The sequence below is a fragment of the Ensifer sp. R-19 genome (assembly GCF_049905105.1).
GTDB lineage: Bacteria > Pseudomonadota > Alphaproteobacteria > Rhizobiales > Rhizobiaceae > Ensifer.
The window spans coordinates 2,937,892-2,957,613 of sequence record NZ_CP184569.1 but is presented as its reverse complement, the minus strand read 5'-3'; the positions used below and the strand labels follow the sequence as shown (position 1 = coordinate 2,957,613).

Sequence of the window (19,722 nt, the reverse complement as noted above, 5' to 3'; positions counted from 1 at the left end):
GCCGCGGTACACAGACTGTTCCCGAAACAGCACCAATCCGCCTTTCACCGCGAGGCTGAAACGACGGCGGCGGCTCCGGGGAACCCGAAGCCGCCGCTCGACCTATGGCCCTGTAATGGGCGAACTAGTGGCGATACTGCTGGATGCGAGTGGTGCGCAGGCCGGCAAGACCATGATCGTTGATCGAGGACTGCCAGGACAGGAATTCTTCGACCGTGAGGGTATAGCGTTCGCACGCCTCCTCAAGGCTCAAAAGGCCACCGCGCACGGCGGCAACAACCTCTGCCTTGCGGCGTATCACCCAGCGCCGGGTATTCGCCGGCGGCAGATCCGCAATCGTCAGAGGGCTGCCATCGGGGCCGATGACATATTTTACACGTGGTCGCATCATTTCGGTCATGGGACTCTCTACACAAACTCAAGACCATATGACCGTGACCTTAGCCTGCCACATTTAACATTTGCCTAAGCAGGAAGTAACAATTTACTCATAATTTGAGACACTTCGGCGGGGCGCCATTTCGACCGCCCGCCCCACTCAATTCATGGGGCTGCGCGCCCTATGCTTGTGAATTGCTTTGAGAAGAGCCTGGATTATCCCGGAATTGTCATGGGAGCCATGCAATTACCACATTTCACTTTAACTAAAATTCTTGGTAACGAGGCGCCGAAATAAGGATGAGCGTCGTATGCGCGCTCCCGCAATCATTCTTGGTGCATCGTCATAGTTTTCACAACCGGACGCGTTTCTTGCGCGGACAGGCCGGTAGCGGCGGCTGTATTTGTTCGCCGGGGTGAACTTCATGCCTCAGGTGATCTGAGGCGTTTTTTGTATTCTCTCGACCGGGCGCGGTGGCGCCTGGGGATGTGGTGATCGCAGATGAAGGAATCGAATGAACCGGCCTTGCTGCGCGAGGCTGAAGCGGCGGATATTTTTTCGGACGTCGATACGGCTGCCGTCCGCACCGAATACGAACTTCTGCATCTCATGCGGCGACTGATCGCCCGCTATGGTTTTGGCCATTTCATGATCGCGCGCATGCCGCTCGCCGAACAGCAGCGCTTCTCCGAGCGGCTGGTGCTCAGCAACTGGCCGTCGGAGCTCGTCCGCCAATACGACGCCTGCGAAAGCTTCCAGTCGAGCACATTGGTCGAGCGGCTGCGGTTTACGAAGCTGCCGGTAACCGGCGGACCCGAGCTCCTCGATATCGCCGCAAAGCCGGTGGACGAGGCCATGGTGCACCGGCTGCTCGCTCACCCGGAGATGGCCCGCCATTTCGCCGTGCTCCTTCACACGAGCAATGGTGATCCCTTCATCGCCATGCTGTCCGGCCGCCGCGAGGCACCGGTCGGCGTCGAATGCGCGACACTCTATCTGACGCTGGTCCAGCTTTTCGAATGCCTCGAGCGTACCTTCGACACCGGCAATTCGGCGCGCGAGAAGCTCTCGAGCCGCGAGGTGGAATGCCTGCGCTGGGCGGCTGCGGGCAAAAGCAGCGACGAGATCGCCATCATCTTGGGCATCTCGACCTACACCGTCAGCAGCTACTTCAAGAGCGCGACCCGCAAGCTCGACGCCGTCAACCGCATGCAGGCGATCGCCCGCGCCATGCGGCTGAAGCTGATCTGAGCTGGCATGACGCGTCCCAATGGACGCGCGGTGCTGTCGGGTATGGCGGCCGGCCTTGCCGCCGGACGGACAAGTTTCTATATGTCGCGGAAATGAAAGTGCTGCGGCGACCTTTGCGCGTCTCATTGGACGCGCGGCGCCTACCGCATGTTTCCTTTAATCGTAGCCGATTAAAGGACAAAAACATGCAGCAACAAAGTGCTACAGCGACCCTTGCGCGTCTGATCAGACGCGCAAGGGTCGCTGTAGAAGCCGAGCATACCGTGAGCCGAGAGTTCCTCGGCCAAGCATCGCATGAAGCGTGAAACAGGGCCGGCGCATGGATTGCCGCCCGAAGGCCGGATTGGATCCCGTGAACAGTCTCGATTTTGACCGCAAGCCCGAAGATACGCGTGTCGTCGTCGCCATGTCCGGCGGCGTCGACAGTTCCGTCGTTGCTGGCCTGCTCAAACGCGAGGGCTACGACGTTCTCGGCATCACGCTGCAGCTTTACGATCACGGCGCTGCCGTGCACCGCGCCGGCTCTTGCTGCGCCGGCCAGGACATCGACGATGCCCGCCGCGTCTGCGAAACCCTCGGCATTCCGCACTATGTGCTCGACTACGAAGCGCGCTTCCGTGAAACGGTGATCAATCCGTTTGCCGAAAGCTATATCGCCGGCGAGACGCCGATCCCCTGCGTTGCCTGCAACCAGACGGTCAAGTTCGCCGACCTGCTTGCGACCGCCAAGGAGCTCGGCGCCGATGCGCTGGCGACCGGCCACTATATCCGCTCGCGCCCGAGCCCAAGCCCGCGCTATGCCGGCCAGCGGGCGCTTTACCGGCCGACCGATGCCGAGCGCGACCAGAGCTACTTCCTGTTTGCCACGACCCAGGAACAGATCGACTATCTGCGCTTTCCGCTCGGCGGCTATTCCAAGGCCGAAACGCGCAAGTTCGCCGAGGAGATGGGCCTCGTCGTCGCCCAGAAGGCCGACAGCCAGGACATCTGTTTCGTGCCGCAGGGCAAATACAGCGACATCGTCTCCAAGCTGAAGCCGAATGCAGCCCTTTCCGGCGAGATCGTTCATCTCGACGGCCGCGTGCTCGGCACGCACGAAGGTATCCTGCACTTCACCATCGGCCAGCGCCGCGGCATCGGCATCGCCACCGGCGAGCCGCTTTACGTGGTCTATCTCGACGCGCGCTCGCGCCGCGTCATCGTCGGCCCCAAGGAGGCGCTCGAAACCCGCCGCGTCTATCTGCGCGACGTCAACTGGCTGGGCGACGAGGACGTCGAAGTGGCGGCTGCGCGCGGCTTTGACTGTTTCGCCAAGGTGCGCTCCACCCGCCAGCCGGCGCCTGCCGTGCTGGCGACGGACGAGGAGGGCATCTATGTGGAGCTCGCCGAAGGCGAAGCCGGCATCGCGCCCGGCCAGGCCTGCGCGCTCTATTCCGGCGTCGGCGAGGATGCACGCGTCTATGGCGGCGGTTTCATTCGCAAATCGGAGCGCGAAGCGAGTGCCGAAGCGGCGTTGAAGGTGCTTCTTTCGGCGCCTGCGGCCGCCTGAAGCCCTTGATTTCCGGGCTGTTGTGAAAACTTCACATTTTCCCGGAGACTTGGCTTGACACTGCCCGGAAGCGGGCCGTATAAGCCGCCCGTCCAGTCAAGACGGCTTCTCCTTCGAAGCCCTGACGCGGTACCCGGCGGAGTAGCTCAGTAGGTTAGAGCAGAGGAATCATAATCCTTGTGTCGGGGGTTCGAATCCCTCCTCCGCTACCATTTCTCCAATTGTCCATACCTGAGACATAGGTAATCCCAGCGCGGAAAACGCACCCCCTGTGGCGGAGTTTTCGGGCTAGATTGGCGCGGCCGCCGCTTGCCGCCTTTTCTATTCTCCTTGTTGAAGCAAGGCCACGGCATTCGCCACGTGGTGCGATATACAGTGGTTTTCGTATGTAACGGAGCCCTGTCAGGGAGGGAACGCCGCCCTCAATGACGCGTTGGATTCAATGGCAACGTCAGTGCCGGCCCGCTTCTGACACCGAACTGCCTTCTGAATTGCCTCGACGCGCTGCCGTCGAAAAGCGACTGCGGCAGCGGTGAACCGATAGTCCATTTGTACTTCGCGTCCGAATCGTTGCTCAGCTTCTGGTGCATGATCGCGCTCAAGGGCAGGACATATTCCGGCTTGCGCAGGCCCTTCTCGGAGTTGCCCAGCCATGTCAGGACGACGAGGATTTCGCCGCCGAGTTCGAGTGCGTCCAATGCCAGCTGCTTCCCGCCGACGGATGCGCGGACCGCCTGTTCGTGCAGCTTGAAGGTGCTGAGCTTCAGCTCGTTTTGCGGATCTGCCATATTTGCCTCGGCCCCTTTGGGAACATTGATAGACGTCTGTTTCGAGCGTTCGATTCGCTCGATCGGCGTTGCCTATCATAATCTCTCCGGCCGTTCATGGGGCGGCTGATCGATGCAAAAAGGCGCCGCCATCATCGATGGTAGCGCCTACAGATCGTTTTGCTCGAAGGAGGTGCAGACGGAGGAAAGCCAGTTCGACACGCTGCCTGACTTTCGCGGCCGGAACGAGGGCCTTAGTAGTGGATCGACGAAGTGATGGTCGAGTAGTCAGGCAGGTTGATATCGGCGATTTCGGCCGCCCGATATTGGGACAGGGCGAAGTGCATGATGGCGATCACGGTGATCGAGAAGACCAGTACGGTGACGTTGACGCCGAAAGCGGTTTTGATCATGTCCGTGTCCTCCAAGCCCTGCGTTTGTTGACGTGTGTCGGTAGAAACCGTGACATAGAGACTATCGTGTGGCGTCAGCTGCGCTGTTCCCCGGGGAACATGAGATATGGTTACTGGAAACTTAATCGTCGTTGCCTGAAAAGCGCACCTGGCCGAACGGCTTGCGATCGGGGCGCCCTCAACTAGAGTGCGCGCGTCGTGCCGGATCGGATTCGGGACCGGACATCTTCACCATCTGGCGTCCTGTGCGCTGCTTTGGCCCGGGCCTGAGCACGGCAATCCCATCGGCGCCTCGTTTTTCAAAGTGATTGTTGCATGACCATTTCCATTCGCCCCTCCCGTCCTGACGATTATCCGCGCACCTTCGAGATCTGGCGCGGCGCCGTGGTCGCCACGCACGACTTCCTGACGCCGGAGGACTTCGCTGCCATTGAGAGGATGGTTCGCGACCAGTATCTGCCGGCAGCCGAGTTCTGGATTGCGGCTGACGAAAACGATCAGGCGCTCGCCTTCATGGGCATGAGCGGGGCGCAGATCGACTCGCTCTTCGTTCACGCGGAGGCGCGCAGCAGTGGCGTCGGCCGGCGGCTCGTCGAGCATGCGATGACGCTGCATCCGGTGTTGACGGTAGACGTCAACGAGCAGAATGCCTCTGGGGCCGGGTTCTATCAGCGCCTGGGGTTCGAAGTGATTGGGCGTTCGCCGGTCGACGATGCCGGCCGGCCCTATCCCTTGCTGCATTTGCGCCGGGGTTGATTGGCGCAAGCCGGCGCCCGATCAGGCGGCCGGCTTGTCGATAGTGATCACGAACACAACGGCTGAGGTCGTCGGCTCGATCGTGACAGTGGCTGAGCCTTTGAGGATCGCCGTGTCGCCTGCTGCGAGGTCGGCTTGTCCCTCTGCCGCTGCCAAGCGCACGGCACCGCCATGGCAAAGGACGATGGTCGTGTCGGTTGTGCCGTCCACTGTCTGCGGATGGCCGATCGACAGGCGCTGGACCGTATGCGTAAGCTTGCCGCGCCGGGTCATGACGTTGAGGTCGACGATCGGACCGTCCACGAGCGTTGCTGATGTTGCGACATCGGCCGGGAAAGGCAGTGGTGCCGTCTCGCCGGTCATCAAAGCGGGCTCGCGCCCTTCGATCGTCAGCCGCATGCCTTTGCCCTGAAGGATCGAAAGCGTGCGGTCGATGCCGGGGAAGCTGGAGAAGGGGCCGTCGCTGGCCACAGTCGCCATGCTTACGCGCCAGTCGAAATCGGCGAGCGAGGCGTTATCCGGGAAGACGGCGATCTCCACCGTCTCGCCGCCGCCGTTCTTCCACGGCATGCGCTTGTAGTTCTCCGCGCGCAGAATCTTCATGGCGTGCTCTCTTCCATGAGTGCGCGCATGCGCGCGAAATCGCCATTCAGTGGCCGGTCGTCGGCATAGGTCGGGATCGCCGCGCGGATACGGCGGTAGAGCCCGTCGGTGCGGGCGGCACGGCCGCGCGGCTGAAGGTCGTAGGCCTGGGATGCGGCCAGCAGTTCGATCGCGAGGATCGTCTCGAGGTTGTCGGCAATCGACAGCGCCTTCCAGGCGGCCGGCGTCGCATGGGTGAGGATGTCTTCCTGCAGCGCCGAGGTGATGCCGCCATCGAGGCTGGCGGGGGCGGCGAGGCGTCGGTTTTCGGCGGCAAGAGCGGCAGCCGTATACTGCGCGATCATGAAGCCGGAGGAGACGCCGCTGTCGCCGGCGAGAAACGCCGGCAGACGGCTCACGAGCGGATTGACGAGCCGGTCGATGCGGCGCTCGGAAATGGCGGCGACTTCGGCGACCGCGACCGCCAGGCTGTCCATGGCAAGCCCGAGGGCAGCACCAACCGCATGGGCCTGCGAATGCACTTCCGGCGCCTCAGGGGTACCGGAAACGGCCGGGTTGTCGGTGAGGCTTGCAAGCTCCCGGTCGACGACTTCGGCAACCTGCTTCAGCACATCGCGGGCAGCGCCATGCACATGCGGCACGGCGCGAAGGCTCAAGGGGTCCTGCGTGCGGGTGCCTGCGGTTTCCGCAAGCATCGGGCTATCGGCAAGATAGGTGCGCAGCGACGCGCCGACCTCTTCGAGACCCTTGGAGCGGCGAAGCGCAAGCGGCACGGCGGCAAAGGCATTGGCCTGGCTGCCGAGGTTTTCATAGGTCATGGCGGCAGCCGCATCCGCCCAGTCGAACAGGCGGGCGGCACGGGAAAGCGTCAGCGCCGCGAGACCGGTGGCGCAGGGCGTGCCGTTGACGAGGCTCAGGCCCTCCTTGGCTTCCAATCGCAATGGCTTGAGGCCGACGCGGGCGAGGGCTTCTGCACCGCCGATCTTGCCCTTGCCGTCGTCGACGCTTCCGTGGCCGATCAGCGCGAGGCCGATTGCGGCTGCATGGGTGAGATAACCGACCGAACCGCGCGAGGGGATGGCGGGGATAAGGTTGGCGTTGAGCAGACCCAAAAGCGCCTCGACAGTTTCGACGCGCACGCCGGAATAGCCGTGGGCGAAGTTGGCGATCTGGGCCGCCATGACCGCGCGCGCTTCCGGGCGGGGAAGCGGGTCCCCGACGCCGCAGGCGTGGCTGAGGATGATGTTGCGCGAGAGCGCTTGCTGGTTTTCGCGGTCGATGATGACATCGCAGAGCGCGCCGACGCCGGTGTTGATGCCGTAACCGCGGATACCGCGCTCGACCAGCGCATCGACAATGCGGCGCCCATTGACGATGCGCCGCCGCGCGGCATCGGAAAGCGCGAGCGGTGCGCCATTGGCGACCGCCGCGATTTCCTGCCAGGTCAAAGGCGCGTCGAGGATTATGCTCTCACTCATGGGCTTCCGGCCGTCCCTGTCGGCGTTGCACGAACCGGGCAACATAGTCGTTGGCCGGCCGCTCCAGGATATCGTCCGGCGTGCCGACCTGCACCACCTGTCCGTCCTTGAGGATGGCGATTTCCGAACCGATGCGCAGCGCCTCGTCGAGATCGTGGGTGATGAAGACGATGGTTTTCGACAGGTTCTGCTGCAGTTGCAGCAGCTGGTCCTGCATGTCGGCGCGGATCAGCGGGTCGAGGGCCGAGAAGGCCTCGTCCATCAGGATCACGTCGGTGTCGGCGGCGAGCGCCCGGGCAAGACCAACGCGCTGTTTCATGCCGCCAGAGAGCTGATGCGGGAACTTGGCGTCGTAGCCGGCAAGGCCGACCGTCTCGATCCACTTCATGCCGATGTCGCGGGCCTCAGCCTTCGGCAGGCCGCGCACGCGCTGACCGTAGACGACGTTCTGCAGCACGGTGCGGTGCGGCATCAGCGCAAAACTCTGGAACACCATGCTGACGCGGTGCATGCGGAAGGTGCGCAGCGCCTTGGCGTCAAGCGTCAGGATATTGCTGCCGTCGAACATCACCTCGCCGCTGGTCGGTTCGATCAGCCGGTTGATGTGGCGCACCAGCGTCGACTTGCCGGAGCCCGAAAGCCCCATGATCACGAAGATCTTGCCGGCGCCGATCGTCAGGCTGACATTGTTGAGGCCGACGCTGCAGCCGGAGCGGGCGAGGATTTCGGACTTGTTGAGCCCTTCCTTGGCCATGGCGAGCGCGGCCTTGGAGTCCTGTCCGAAGATCTTGTAGACGTTGCGGATCTCGATATCAGCCATTGCGGGGATCCTCCGTCTGGCTCTTGCCGAAGCCTTGTGTGATGCGGTCGAGTACGATCGCGAGAATGACGATGCCGATGCCGGCTTCCAGGCCCTTGCCGACGTCGAGCGTCTGAATGCCGTTCAGCACCTGCTCGCCGAGGCCGCGGGCGCCGATCATCGAGGCGACGACCACCATCGACAGCGCCATCATGATTGTCTGGTTGAGGCCGGCCATGATCGTCGGGGTGGCGAGCGGCAGCTCGACGCCGAAGAGGATCTGGTTGGGGCTGCCGCCAAAGGCGGTCGCCGCTTCCACCACCTCATGGTCAACCTGGCGGATGCCGAGATCGGTAAGGCGAATGAGCGGCGGCACGGCATAGATGATGGTGGCGAGGATCGCCGGCACCTTGCCGAGGCCGAAGAGCATCAGCGCCGGGATCAGGTAGACGAAGCTCGGCATCGTCTGCATGACGTCGAGCACCGGCAGGGTGATGTTGCGCATCACCCGGCTCTTGGCGACGAGAATGCCCATGGGCACGCCGATGACGACCGAGACGATCGTTGCCATCAGCATCAGCGCCAGCGTCTGCATCGTCAGGTCCCAGAGGCCGAGCACGCCGACGAAGAAGAGCAGGATACCGACGGCCACCGTCAGGGTCCAGCGCTTGGAGCTCTGCCAGGCAAGCGCCATGAAAATCAGGATGACGACCCACCAGGGCAGGCCGCGCAGGATCCATTCGATGAACAGAACGGCTTTTAGAATGACGGCGCTGATCGCCTTGAAGACCCAGCCATAGCCGCTGACCAGCGCCTGGATGAAATCATTCACGGGTCCGCGAATGGAGAGATTGAGAGAATCCGGAAACATCGGACGCGTTCCTTGCTCGGGCTGCCAGCGGACACGGTGAGCCGCCGACGGCGCTTGCCTCGGGTATTGTGGCCAACCGCCAGCTCAAGCTCACGCGCGCATTGGATGCAGCGACAAGCCCGAGCTGGCGATGGGTCGCGATTACTTCAGGCTGGCTTCGATCTTGCCGCGGGCTTCGTCCGAAACCCACTTGCCCCAGACGTCGGCCTTGGTCTTCAGGAATTCGGCGGCGGCTGCCGTCGCGTCGACCTTGTTGTCGGCCATGTAGGCGAGGCTGCCGTTGACGGCTTCGAGCGGGAAGGTCGCCTTTTCGAGGATCGCGACGATCTCCGGCGCTTCCTGAGCGAAGGTGCTGTTGACGCCGTAGGAGACGTCGACCGACGGGAAGGCGCAGCCCTCATCGCGCTTGCCGTTGGCGCTCGAAAGCTCCTTCCAGCAGGCTTCGCTATAGGCCGGCTCTTCGAGCTGGACGAGCTTGAACTTGCCCATGATCGCGGTCGGCGACCAGTAGTAGAAGAGGATCGGCTCGCCCTGGAGATAGGCGGACGTGATGGCGGAATCGAGCGCAGTGCCGGTGCCCGGACGGAAGTTCACATAGGTCTCGCCGAGCTTGTAGGCTTCAAGCTTGGCGGAGCTCACGCCCTCGCAGGTCCAGCCCGATGGGCAATTCAGGAAGCGGCCCTTGGTCGGCTCTTCCGGATCGGCGAAGAGCTCGACGATCTTGGGGTCGGAAAGCTGCGACACGTTCTTCAGGTCCGGAGCCTTGGCTTCGAGATTGCGGGAGGCATCGCCCTTGACCACGTATTCCGGCACGAACCAGCCTTCGCTGGCGCCGACGAAGGTCTTGCCGACGGCGACGACCTTCTTTTCTTCCACGGCCTTGTTCCAGACGTCCGAACGGCCGAGCCATTCCTCGGCGAAGATCTGCACGTCGTTGTTGGCGGTCGCCTGTTCCAGCGTCACCGAGTTGCCGGGGATCGAATCCACCTGGCAGTCGTAGCCCTTGGCAAGAATGGTCTTCATCACTTCGGTGATGAAGGCGCCGCTTTCCCAGTCGATGCCGGCGAACATGACGGTCTTGCCGTCGCCGCAATAGGAGGCGCTGGCGCTGCCGGTGGAAGCCGCGAGCACGAGGCCGGTGGCGGCAAGGGTGAGTTTCAATTTGCTGATCGACATTAAGCTGTTCCCTGTTTTGATTTTGGCTTCTGTTACTATTTCAGTTTCATCAGCACCCGCGCGAAGGCGCGGTCGATATCGTCCTCCCGGTCGTGGCGTCCGTTCCGGATCTTCCACTCGCCCGCGACCATGACGTCGCGGACGCTCTCGCCGCCGAGCGCAAAGAGCCAGCGGTCGAGGATCTGGTTGTCGCTGGCGGCGGCGATGTAGGGATTGTCGCCGTCGAGCACGACGAAATCGGCGCGTGCGCCGACAGCGATGCCTGACGTCTTCTGGCCGGCCGCCTGGGCGCCGCCCTTGTGGGCAGCGTCGAAGATGGTCCGGCCGATCGAGGCGCCGGGGCCGGAGGCCAGCCGGTTGCGGCGGCGGTCGCGCAGGCGCTGGCCGTATTCGAGCAGGCGCAGTTCCTCGGCGACGCTGGTCGCCACATGGCTATCGGTGCCGACGCCGAAGATGCCGCCTTCGGCCATGAAGTCGACCGCCGGGAAGATGCCGTCGCCGAGATTGGCTTCGGTCGCGGGGCAGAGACCGGCGACCGCACCGGAGCGCGCCAGACGCTGCCGTTCGTCGTCGGTCAGATGCGTGGCGTGGATTGCGCACCAGCGCTCGTTGACGGGCATTTCGTCAAGCAGCCACTGAACCGGACGACGGCCACTCCAGGCGAGGCTGTCGTCGACTTCCTTGGTCTGCTCGGCAACATGGATATGGATCGGCCCTCTTACGGGCGCTGCATCGAGGATCGTGCGCATTTCTTCGGGCGTCGCCGCACGCAGCGAATGAATGGCGTAGCCGAGCGTATGGCCGGCCTCGCGGCAAAGAGGCTCAAGGCGCTGGAGCAGGGCCAGGAAACGATCCGGATCATGCAGGAACGGCCGCTGGCCGGGATTGGGGTCGACGCCGCCGAAATTGGCGTGCGCGTAAAAGACCGGCAGATGGGTGAGGCCGATGCCGGTCGTGCGGGCCGCGGCGAGAATACGCAGCGACATCTCGGCCGGATCGGCATAGGGCGTGCCGTCGGCCTGATGGTGCAGGTAGTGGAACTCGGCGACGTGGCCGAAGCCGCCCTTCAGCATCTCCATGTAGAGCTTGGCGGCGATCGCCTCGACATCATCAGGGTTCACCAGCCCGACGGTACGGTACATTTCTTCCCGCCAGGTCCAGAAGCTGTCGTCGCCGCTGCCGGCGACCTCGGCGAGGCCCGCCATGGCGCGCTGGAAGGCGTGGGAATGCAGGTTGGCGACGGCGGGAACCAGCGGACCAGCGACGCGTTCGTCGCCATCGGCGATCGACTGATCGATCTCGATGGAGACGATCCCGCCTGATGCGTCAAGCGCAATGGCGACATTCTGCGCCCAGCCTGTCGGCAGAAGCGCATGGTCGGCGAAGAGCCGGTTGACGGGAAAAGTTGCCATGGTGCGATTTTCCTGTACGTAGTTGTATATGGAACTATAGATATTTTACGGTGGCGCGCAAGCGCGAAATGAACGAAAAGAATCATTGTCGAATACGCATGATTTGTTCGGCATCCTGGAAAGGCGGGGTTTGAGTTGATGACAGCGCTTGGAAGAAGGAACGAAATGACCGCATTCGAAGACGGACCGGTGCCGCGCTACGAAGCGGTCAAGCAGTTCATCCGCAGCCGCATCGAGAGCGGCGAGTGGCCGGCTCACCATCGCATTCCCTCGGAAAACGAGATCGTCGCCGATCTCCGCGTCAGCCGCATGACCGCCAACCGGGCGCTTCGAGAGTTGGCAAGCGAGGGCGCGATCACCCGTGTTCAGGGCGTAGGGTCGTTCGTTGCGGCTCACAAGGGCAGTACCGCGCTGCTTGAAGTGCGCAATATCGCCGACGAAATCCGCGAGCGCGGCCACGCGCACACCTCGCGCATGACGCTGATGCAGGAAGAGGTCGCGCCGTCGGACATTGGCTATGCGCTCGGGCTCGTGACCGGTGCGCGCGTCTTCCATTCGATCATGGTGCATTCGGAAAACGGGCTGCCGATCCAGATCGAAGATCGTTTCGTCAATCCGGCGATCTGCCCACGTTATATGGAGCAGGATTTCCAGACGATGACGCCGAACGCCTATCTGACTGCGGTCGCGCCCATCACGCGCACCGAACAGATCGTCGAGGCGGTGTCGCCGCAGCCGTGGGAATGCAAGCTGCTCGGCATCGACCGCAACGAACCATGCCTGATGATCCGGCGCCGTACCTGGTCGGAGACAGCCAATGTGACGACGGCGCGCCTGCTTTATCCCGGCACGCGCTATCGCCTTGAGGGCATGTCGCAGTAGATCGGGATTGGGGCTTCCGCAGAAAACCGCACATCTTTTCCTCATCCCGCTCTAATCTCGACAATATTCCGGTCGATTCGGAGGATCGACCGCCGAGTGGGAGGATGACGAGACCATGGTTGAGGACGCGCTGAAGCTTCGCACCGAGTTGCCCAGGCCCGATGTCAGTGCCGAGGAGGCGCAGGCGTTGCTGGCGGAGCACTACGGTCTCTCAGGCACGATCAGCGAACTCGGCAGCCAGCAGGACCGCAACTATCGCATCGATACCGGCGAGCGACGCTATGTGCTGAAGATCTGCCGCGCGGAATATGGGGCGCTCGAACTGGAGGCCCAGAATGCGGCCTTGCGGCATCTTTCCGAGCGTCTGACTTTGGCGCGTGTTGCGGAAGTGGTGCCCTCGCTCAAGGGCGAGGCGATCGAGAGCGTTGCCGTCCGCGACCAGGACTACCGGATTCGCCTGCTGAATTTTCTCGATGGCGAGCCGCTGACCCGGCGCAAGCATCTCTCGCGTGAAGCCGTTTCCGCGCTCGGCGCGCTGGCCGGGCGGCTGGCCGCGGCGCTGCAGGACTTCGAACATCCCGGGCTTGAACGGGAACTGCAATGGGACCTGCGCCGCGCCGGTCCCGTCGTGCTTCATCTTCTCGCCGACATGCCGGACCAGCAGCGCAAGAAGCGGATCGCCGAGATCATGGTCGGAGCCATGCGGCGTCTGCAGCCCATCACGGCGGAACTGCGCATCCAGGCGATCCATCATGATGTCACAGACGACAATGTGGTGAGCCAGCCCGATGCATCCGGCCGGCCGATCCCTGACGGAGTCATCGATTTCGGCGATATCCTCAAGGGGTGGCTGGTCGCCGAGCTTGCCGTGACCTGCGCCTCTTTGCTGCATCATGCTGACGGCGACCCCTGGTTCATCCTGCCGGCGGTCATGGCGTTTCACGCCGCGTGCCCGCTGACCGAGGTGGAGCTGAAGGCGCTCTGGCCGCTGATCGTCGCCCGCGCCGCCGTGCTGGTCGCAAGCTCAGAGCACCAGCTTTCGCGCGAACCTGACAACACTTACGTCGAGGGCAATGCCGCGCATGAGCGGGAGATCTTCGACGTGGCGACTTCGGTCCCTTCGGCGCTGATGGAGCACGCCATCCTGGCGGCGGCGGGGCTTGCGCCGGCATCGCAGCCGGTGACCGGGGAGAGCCTGATCCAGGGGCTCGGGCCGACCGACGTGCGCCAGATCGACCTGTCGATCCTGAGCCCGCTGTTGCCGGAGGAGCGCTGGCAGCACCAGGGGCTGCCGATTTCGCTGTTGCAGCACGCGGCGCACGCGATCGGTGTCGCGACCACGCGCTACGGCGAGTACCGGATGACCGAGACGCAACTGCGTTCGCCGAAGCCCGACGCGACGCTGGCGCTGCATGTCGACATCTGCCTGGAAGCGGGCCGCGAGATCGTTGCCCCGTTTGCGGGGCGCGTCATCCGGCAGGACGGGCTGCTGGTTCTGGAGGGAGCCGAGGGGAGTCTTTTCCTTGAAGGGGTGGAAGTCAGCGGCGATCTTGAGGAGACGGCCGCCGCCGGCGCGGTGCTGGGCGTCGTCTCCGGCGAACAGCAGTCCTATGGCCTGATCCGCGTCCAGCTTTGCCGCGAGCATGGCCTCGTTCCGCCGCTCTTTGCCATGCCGCATCAGGCAGAGGCCTGGAAGCATCTGTGCCCGTCACCGGCCGGCGTCCTCGGCTTCGAATGCGATGCGCCGGAACTGCACAGCGAAGCGTTGCTAAGCCGACGACAGCAGCACTTCGCCAAGCCGCAGAAGAACTACTACAAGCACCCGCCGCAGATCGAGCGCGGCTGGAAGGAATATCTGTTCGATGTCGAGGGCCGCAGCTATCTCGACATGGTCAACAACGTGACCATCCTCGGCCACGGGCACCCCCGACTGGCGTCCGCCGTCGGGCGGCAATGGTCGCTGCTCAACACCAATTCGCGCTTCCACTATGCCTCCGTCGCCGAGTTCTCGACGCGGCTGGCGGCGCTTGCGCCTGACGGGCTCGACACGGTGTTCCTGGTCAATAGCGGCTCGGAGGCGAACGACCTGGCGCTCAGGCTCGCCTGGGCCTATTCCGGTGCGCGTAATGTCGTGACCCTGCTCGAAGCCTATCATGGCTGGACCGTCGCCAGTGACGCGATCTCCACCTCGATCGCCGACAATCCGCAGGCGCTGGAGACCCGCCCTGGCTGGGTGCATCCGGTGCCGGCGCCCAACACCTATCGCGGCGAGTTCCGTGGCGCCGATACGGCGGACAGCTATGTCCGCTCCGTCGTCAAGAAGCTTACCGAACTGGACGCCGCGGACGAGAAGCTTGCCGGATTCATTTGCGAACCAGTCTACGGCAATGCCGGCGGCATTCCCCTGCCGAAGGGCTATCTCGACGCAGTCTATGCCATGGTGCGGTCGCGCGGCGGTGTCTGCATCGCCGACGAGGTGCAGGTCGGTTATGGCCGTCTCGGCGACTATTTCTGGGGCTTCGAAGAGCAGGGTGTCGTGCCTGACATCATCACCGTCGCCAAGGGTATGGGCAACGGCCACCCGCTCGGCGCCGTCATCACGCGGCGCGAGATTGCCGACGCGCTGGAGAAGGAAGGGTATTTCTTCTCATCCGCCGGCGGCAGTCCCGTCAGCTCGGTCGTCGGCCAGACCGTGCTCGATATCCTGACGGAAGAACGATTGCCGGAGAATGCGCGTGTCGTCGGCGGTTATCTGAAGGCGCGGCTCGAAGCGCTGGGTGAACGCTTTCCGCTGATCGGCGCGGTGCACGGCATGGGGCTCTATCTCGGCGTCGAATTCGTGCGCGACCGGGAGAGCCTGTTGCCGGCGACGGAGGAGACGGTGGCGATCTGCGACCGCCTGCTCGATCTCGGCGTCATCATGCAGCCGACGGGCGATCACCTGAACGTGCTGAAGATCAAGCCGCCGCTCTGCCTGAGCCGGGAGAGCGCCGACTTTTTCGCTGACATGCTGGCGCGGGTGCTGGAGGAAGGCTGGTAGGCTGGCTGGCACCTTCTCAAAACGAAAACGCCGCGGGGAGGGCCGCGGCGTTTTCGTTGGCGCTTTTCCTTGGTCGAGCAATTCCGAACGGAGACCTTTGCCGGAATTGCTGGGGGGATCAGCGTGCCGGCGGGGCGTACATCAGGCCGCCCTGGCTCCAGAGTTTGTTGAGGCCGCGCTCGATCTTCAGCGGGCTGTCCTTGCCGAGGTGGCGCTCGAAGACCTCGCCATAGTTGCCGACGGCGGAGACCGCCTGATAGGCCCACTTCGGATCAAGGCCGAGCGACTTGCCGGCTTCGTTTTCGATGCCGAGGAAACGCTTCTGGCCGGTCGTGCCGCTTTCGAGAAGCTTGGCGGCATTGTCCTTGGTGATGCCGAGTTCTTCGGCCTCGGTCAGCGCAAACAGTGTCCAGCGCACGATCTTGAACCACTGATCGTCGCCCTGGCGGACGGCCGGGCCGAGCGGCTCCTTGGAGATCACTTCTGGCAGCACGACGAAACGATCCGGATCGTTGAGCGTCAGGCGCTGGGCGTAGAGCGCCGAGGCATCGGTCGAATAGACGTCGCAGCGTGCGGTGTTGAACGCCTGGATCGTCTGGTCGGCCTTTTCGAAGGCGACCACCTGGTACTGGATGTTGTTGGCGCCGAAATAGTCGGCCATGTTCTGCTCGGTCGTGGTGCCGGTCTCGGTGCAGACGGAGGCGCCCGAGAGTTCCTTGACGCTCTTCACGCCGAGATCGTTGCGCACCATGAAGGCCTGGCCGTCATAGTAGTTGACGCCGACGAAGCTCATGCCGAGATCGGTGTCACGCGACAGGGTCCAGGTGGTTTGGCGCGAGAGGAGATCGGCCTCGCCCGACTGCAGGGCGGTGAAGCGCTCCTTGGTCGAGAGCGGTACGTATTTCACCTTGTCGGGATTGCCGAGGGCAACGGCTGCGACTGCGCGGCAGAAATCGATGTCGAAGCCGGTCCATTCACCCTTGTCGTTGGGGGCGGAAAAGCCGAGCACGCCCTGGCTGACGCCGCAGCGAAGTTCGCCGCGCTCCTTGATAACATCGAGCATGCCGGCGTTGGCGGCGGTGCCGGCGAGAAACGCCGCGCTCGCCAGTGCTAGAACTTCAAGTTTCATTGTCCTGTTCTCCTCTTTTTCATGTTTTAGGGCATGCGTCTTCGCCGCCGGGATGCGCGTCGCATCCCGGCCGATTGGTTCTGGTTTCGGCGGTATTGCGCCCGGCCTTAGCCGAACGTTTTCGATACGTCTGCGAAAGTCTCTTCGAGCACGGCGATCAAATGATCGGCATCGCGTTTCGAGAAGATCATCGGCGGGCGCATTTTCAGGATGTTGTCATGCGGACCTTCGGTGCCCATCAGCACGCCCCGGCGGCGCGCACCGTTGGAAACGGCCCGGGCAAACTCGGTCGCCGGTGCCTTGGTCTTGCGATCGGTCACAAGCTCGATACCGAGGAACAGGCCCATGCCGCGCACGTCGCCGATCACCTCGTAGCGGGCCTGCATGGCGCGGAAGGCGTCGATCAGATAGTTGCCGATCGAAAGGGCGTTGCCGCGCAGATCCCGACCCTCGATCACGTCGAGCACCGCGAGACCGACGGCGCAGGAGACCGGGTTGCCGCCGAAGGTGTTGAAATACTCCATGCCGTTGTTGAAGCTGTCGGTGACTTCGCGGGTCGTCACGACCGCCGCCAGCGGATGACCGTCGCCGATCGGCTTGCCCATGGTGACGATATCGGGCACGACCCCTTGCATCTCGAAGGCCCACCAATGGCTGCCGACGCGGCCGAAACCGACCTGCACCTCGTCGGCAATGCAGACGCCGCCCGCCTCGCGCACGAGCCGATAGACTTCCTTCAGATAACCTTCAGGCAGGAACACCTGGCCGGCGACACTCGGGATCGATTCCGCAATGAAGAAGCCCGGGCCTTCGCCCTTGGCCTTCATCGTCGCGATGAGTTCGGCGACGCTTTCGGCAAAACGTTTGCCGTGTTCCTCGACCGGCCAGTCGGCGGGTGCATGGTAGCTGTCGGGAATGGTCGCCACATGGACATGCGGCTTCGGACCCTTGCCGCCCTTGCGGCGGGACTTGTAGGGGCTGATGTCGATCAGTTCCTGTGTCGTGCCGTGATAGGACCAGTCGAGCGTGATCGCGTTCTCGCGGCCGGTATGGGCGCGCATCAGCCGCAGGGCCAGGCTGTTCGCCTCCGAGCCGCTGTTTACGAAGCCGGCAACCGTCAACTCTTTCGGCAGCGTCGCGGTGAGCCGCTCGGCATAGGCGACGATGTTGTCGTGCAGGTAGCGCGTATTGGTGTTGAGGATCGCCGCCTGCTTCGCCATCGCCTCGACCACCGCCGGATGGGCGTGGCCGATGTGGCAGACATTGTTGAAGCAGTCGAGATAGGCGCGGCCGCTGTCGTCGATCAGCCAGACGCCTTCGCCGCGCACGAACTTGATCGGCTTGTCGTAGGAGATCGAGAGGTTCGGCAGCAGCAGTTCCTTGCGCCGCCTGACGATCTCTTCGTGCGAGCGGCCCTTCTTCTCGTAGAACTCTTCCGCGATGCCGGCAAAGGTGCGGGCATCCGGAAACAGTTCGGCCCAGACGTCGAGAAACTGCGGCTCGCCGACGCCGAGGATCTCGGTCGCGGTCAGGCTGGTGTCGGTCGAAAGCTGCAGATGCAGATGCGGCGCCCAGCCGCCGTTTTCCTTTGGAGCCCCCATTTCGCCGACGAGCGCCCCGGCCTCAAGCTGGTCGCCGGCCCTGATCCGTCCCACCGCTTCATGTGCCAGGTGACCCCAGAGTGTGACGAAGGGCGGGCAGCCGTCGGGCTCGTGGCGAAGCGCGATCAGGCAGCCATAGCCCAGCGGATCTTCTTCGATCTCGACGCTGACGACGGTGGCGGCAAGGGGGGTATAGAGTTTGGTGCCGGCGGCCATGAACAGGTCGAGGCCGAGATGGCGGGTGCGGCGGGTGTGGTCGATGAAGCGCGAGACGAACATCTCGCCGGCATAGACGGTGCGCTCCTCGCCGAAGGGACCGATGCCGAGTTCAACGCCATGCTCGCGGCAATAGACTTCCCAGATCGCCTGGGCTTCGTCCGGCTGTTCACCGGCCGATTTCACGGTCATCGGATGTAAGGGGTCGCCATAGGGCACGAGCGCCGCCGGGTAGGTCGCAGCCGGGCGCGCGAGCAAGGGCTTCAACGTCTTGCGGTTGGCGTTGATCCAGGTGGTGACGCGGCTGGCGCCGGGGCTTGCTTCGAAGCCGCAGGCCTTGCGCAGGATGGCGGTGGCGAAACGCGGGTTCATCCGGTCGAGCTTGCGCAGCAGCGTCCAGGCCGGCCGCTCGCTGATCGCGAGATAGGGGTTGTCGTCGGTGTGAGCCCGGCGCGAGGCCGAGATGGTGACTGAAGTGACGAGGCGCATGGCGATGAGATCGAACAGAAGGTCGACCTCTTCTTCCGCCAGCGGATATTCCTGATGGAAGCCGCGGACGATTGCAGCGGCGGCGCCGATCGGATCGGGATGATCGAGCCCGGCATAGGCGGCGGCGATCGCCACTTCGGCAATGACGGGCGCGTGCAGTGCATCACCGAAATCGATCAGGCCGGAGATCTGGTCGTGGTCGGCCTTGGCGACCAGCACGTTCCAGTCGTTGGCGTCGTTGTGAATGACGGCGGCGCGAAGGGTCGCGAGCCGCGGCGCGACGGATTTTTCGAAGCGGGTGAGGAACCGCTCGAGCAAAGCGCGGTCTTCAGCGGAGGCGACGTGGTGCAGCCGGTCGGCCGAGCGGCCGGCGTGACGGATGTCCCAGTCGAGATCGCGCAGCGCCCCCGGATGCATGAAGCCTTTAAGCGATGCGTCGAAGCGGCCGAGCATCTGCCCGAGCGACTGAAGTGCTGCGTCGCTGCGCCCCGTCTCGGCAAGCGGCAGGCCCTCGACCCAGCTGACGAGGCGCAGGCTGTGGGTGACGCCGCGCGCACTCGTGGTCGAACCGAGGCTCGCGCCTTTAAGCGTCGGGCGGATATGCGGCACCGGCAGATCGACGGCATGGGCTCCGACGTGGCCGAGTAGCGCCGTCTGGAAATCGCTTTCGACTGCGGGTTCGGCACCGTTGATGATCTTGAGGATGTAGGTGTCGCCACCCTTTGTCTCGACCTTGAAGTTCTGGTCGCGTTCGCTGGCAAGCAGCGAGAGCAAGCCTTCGAGGCCATAGTGCTCCTTCAGCAGCGCCGCTGCCGCATCGGTCGAAAAGTCAGGCGTCGTCGTCAGCATATCGTTCATGGGGACCCTCATCTGTCGGCGAGAGTTACATGAGCCGTGCCGTGATGCATCCG

At 63.6% G+C, this 19,722-nt stretch carries 16 protein-coding genes and 1 tRNA gene; 6 read left to right on the top strand and 11 right to left on the bottom strand.

What is annotated here, in order from left to right; all coding sequences use genetic code 11:
• Positions 1-124: 124 nt before the first annotated feature.
• A complete protein-coding gene (locus ACN9MO_RS14455) occupies positions 125-400 on the bottom strand; it encodes a DUF1153 domain-containing protein (RefSeq protein WP_003527546.1) in 276 nt (91 codons plus the stop codon).
• Between the two features lie 480 nt (positions 401-880).
• On the opposite strand from ACN9MO_RS14455, the gene ACN9MO_RS14450 reads away from it, so the two are divergent.
• The 3 genes from ACN9MO_RS14450 (at position 881) to ACN9MO_RS14440 (ending at position 3,391) form a co-directional block, all read left to right on the top strand.
• On the top strand, positions 881-1,630 hold the full coding sequence (locus ACN9MO_RS14450) for a helix-turn-helix transcriptional regulator (protein ID WP_057254719.1): 750 nt from the start codon (positions 881-883) through the stop codon (positions 1,628-1,630).
• A 319-nt stretch (positions 1,631-1,949) separates the two neighbouring features.
• Positions 1,950-3,179 carry a tRNA 2-thiouridine(34) synthase MnmA gene (mnmA, locus tag ACN9MO_RS14445; protein WP_057254720.1) on the top strand — a complete coding sequence of 410 codons (1,230 nt, stop codon included), beginning with the start codon at positions 1,950-1,952 and terminating at the stop codon, positions 3,177-3,179.
• Positions 3,180-3,314: 135 nt separating this feature from the next.
• Positions 3,315-3,391, top strand: a tRNA-Met gene (locus ACN9MO_RS14440).
• 210 nt (positions 3,392-3,601) lie between these two features.
• On the opposite strand, the gene ACN9MO_RS14435 is transcribed toward ACN9MO_RS14440, so the two are convergent.
• Both ACN9MO_RS14435 and ACN9MO_RS14430 read right to left on the bottom strand, forming a co-directional pair.
• Entirely contained in the window at positions 3,602-3,967 is a 366-nt protein-coding gene (locus ACN9MO_RS14435; protein WP_112997132.1) for a hypothetical protein, read from the bottom strand.
• Between the two features lie 233 nt (positions 3,968-4,200).
• On the bottom strand, positions 4,201-4,359 hold the full coding sequence (locus ACN9MO_RS14430; RefSeq protein WP_156414732.1) for a hypothetical protein: 159 nt from the start codon (positions 4,357-4,359) through the stop codon (positions 4,201-4,203).
• Between the two features lie 315 nt (positions 4,360-4,674).
• On the opposite strand from ACN9MO_RS14430, the gene ACN9MO_RS14425 reads away from it, so the two are divergent.
• Positions 4,675-5,115: an acetyltransferase gene (locus tag ACN9MO_RS14425; protein ID WP_057254722.1), complete on the top strand. Its 441-nt coding sequence runs from the start codon at positions 4,675-4,677 to the stop codon at positions 5,113-5,115.
• Between the two features lie 21 nt (positions 5,116-5,136).
• Here ACN9MO_RS14425 and ACN9MO_RS14420 read toward each other — a convergent pair whose 3' ends face one another.
• From ACN9MO_RS14420 to hutF, 6 genes are all read right to left on the bottom strand, one after another.
• Entirely contained in the window at positions 5,137-5,718 is a 582-nt protein-coding gene (locus tag ACN9MO_RS14420) for a HutD/Ves family protein (RefSeq protein WP_057254723.1), read from the bottom strand.
• On the bottom strand, positions 5,715-7,196 hold the full coding sequence (locus ACN9MO_RS14415; RefSeq protein ID WP_057254724.1) for an HAL/PAL/TAL family ammonia-lyase: 1,482 nt from the start codon (positions 7,194-7,196) through the stop codon (positions 5,715-5,717). Before ACN9MO_RS14415 ends, ACN9MO_RS14420 begins: the two co-directional genes overlap by 4 nt.
• Positions 7,189-8,016: a quaternary amine ABC transporter ATP-binding protein gene (locus ACN9MO_RS14410; protein WP_093233927.1), complete on the bottom strand. Its 828-nt coding sequence runs from the start codon at positions 8,014-8,016 to the stop codon at positions 7,189-7,191. The genes ACN9MO_RS14415 and ACN9MO_RS14410 overlap by 8 nt, the downstream gene beginning before the upstream one ends.
• Complete coding sequence (locus ACN9MO_RS14405; RefSeq protein ID WP_057254726.1) at positions 8,009-8,866, bottom strand: ABC transporter permease; 858 nt, start codon at positions 8,864-8,866, stop codon at positions 8,009-8,011. The genes ACN9MO_RS14410 and ACN9MO_RS14405 overlap by 8 nt, the downstream gene beginning before the upstream one ends.
• 141 nt (positions 8,867-9,007) lie before the next feature.
• Positions 9,008-10,042, bottom strand: a complete 1,035-nt coding sequence (locus ACN9MO_RS14400; RefSeq protein WP_057254727.1) for an ABC transporter substrate-binding protein — start codon at positions 10,040-10,042, stop codon at positions 9,008-9,010.
• A gap of 35 nt (positions 10,043-10,077) precedes the next feature.
• Positions 10,078-11,454, bottom strand: a complete 1,377-nt coding sequence (gene hutF, locus ACN9MO_RS14395; protein ID WP_057254728.1) for a formimidoylglutamate deiminase — start codon at positions 11,452-11,454, stop codon at positions 10,078-10,080.
• Positions 11,455-11,592: 138 nt separating this feature from the next.
• Between hutF and hutC the strand changes: the two genes are divergently transcribed.
• A complete protein-coding gene (hutC, locus tag ACN9MO_RS14390; protein ID WP_057254729.1) occupies positions 11,593-12,336 on the top strand; it encodes a histidine utilization repressor in 744 nt (247 codons plus the stop codon).
• A 115-nt stretch (positions 12,337-12,451) separates the two neighbouring features.
• Complete coding sequence (locus ACN9MO_RS14385) at positions 12,452-15,376, top strand: aminotransferase (RefSeq protein WP_057254730.1); 2,925 nt, start codon at positions 12,452-12,454, stop codon at positions 15,374-15,376.
• A gap of 118 nt (positions 15,377-15,494) precedes the next feature.
• Here the strand turns inward: ACN9MO_RS14385 and ACN9MO_RS14380 are convergent, their stop codons facing one another.
• Together ACN9MO_RS14380 and ACN9MO_RS14375 are read right to left on the bottom strand one after the other, a co-directional pair.
• Positions 15,495-16,505, bottom strand: coding sequence for an amino acid ABC transporter substrate-binding protein (locus tag ACN9MO_RS14380; protein WP_057254731.1), 1,011 nt, complete (start codon positions 16,503-16,505; stop codon positions 15,495-15,497).
• Positions 16,506-16,612: 107 nt separating this feature from the next.
• On the bottom strand, positions 16,613-19,669 hold the full coding sequence (locus ACN9MO_RS14375) for an aminotransferase class III-fold pyridoxal phosphate-dependent enzyme (protein ID WP_113132293.1): 3,057 nt from the start codon (positions 19,667-19,669) through the stop codon (positions 16,613-16,615).
• Positions 19,670-19,722 lie beyond the last annotated feature (53 nt).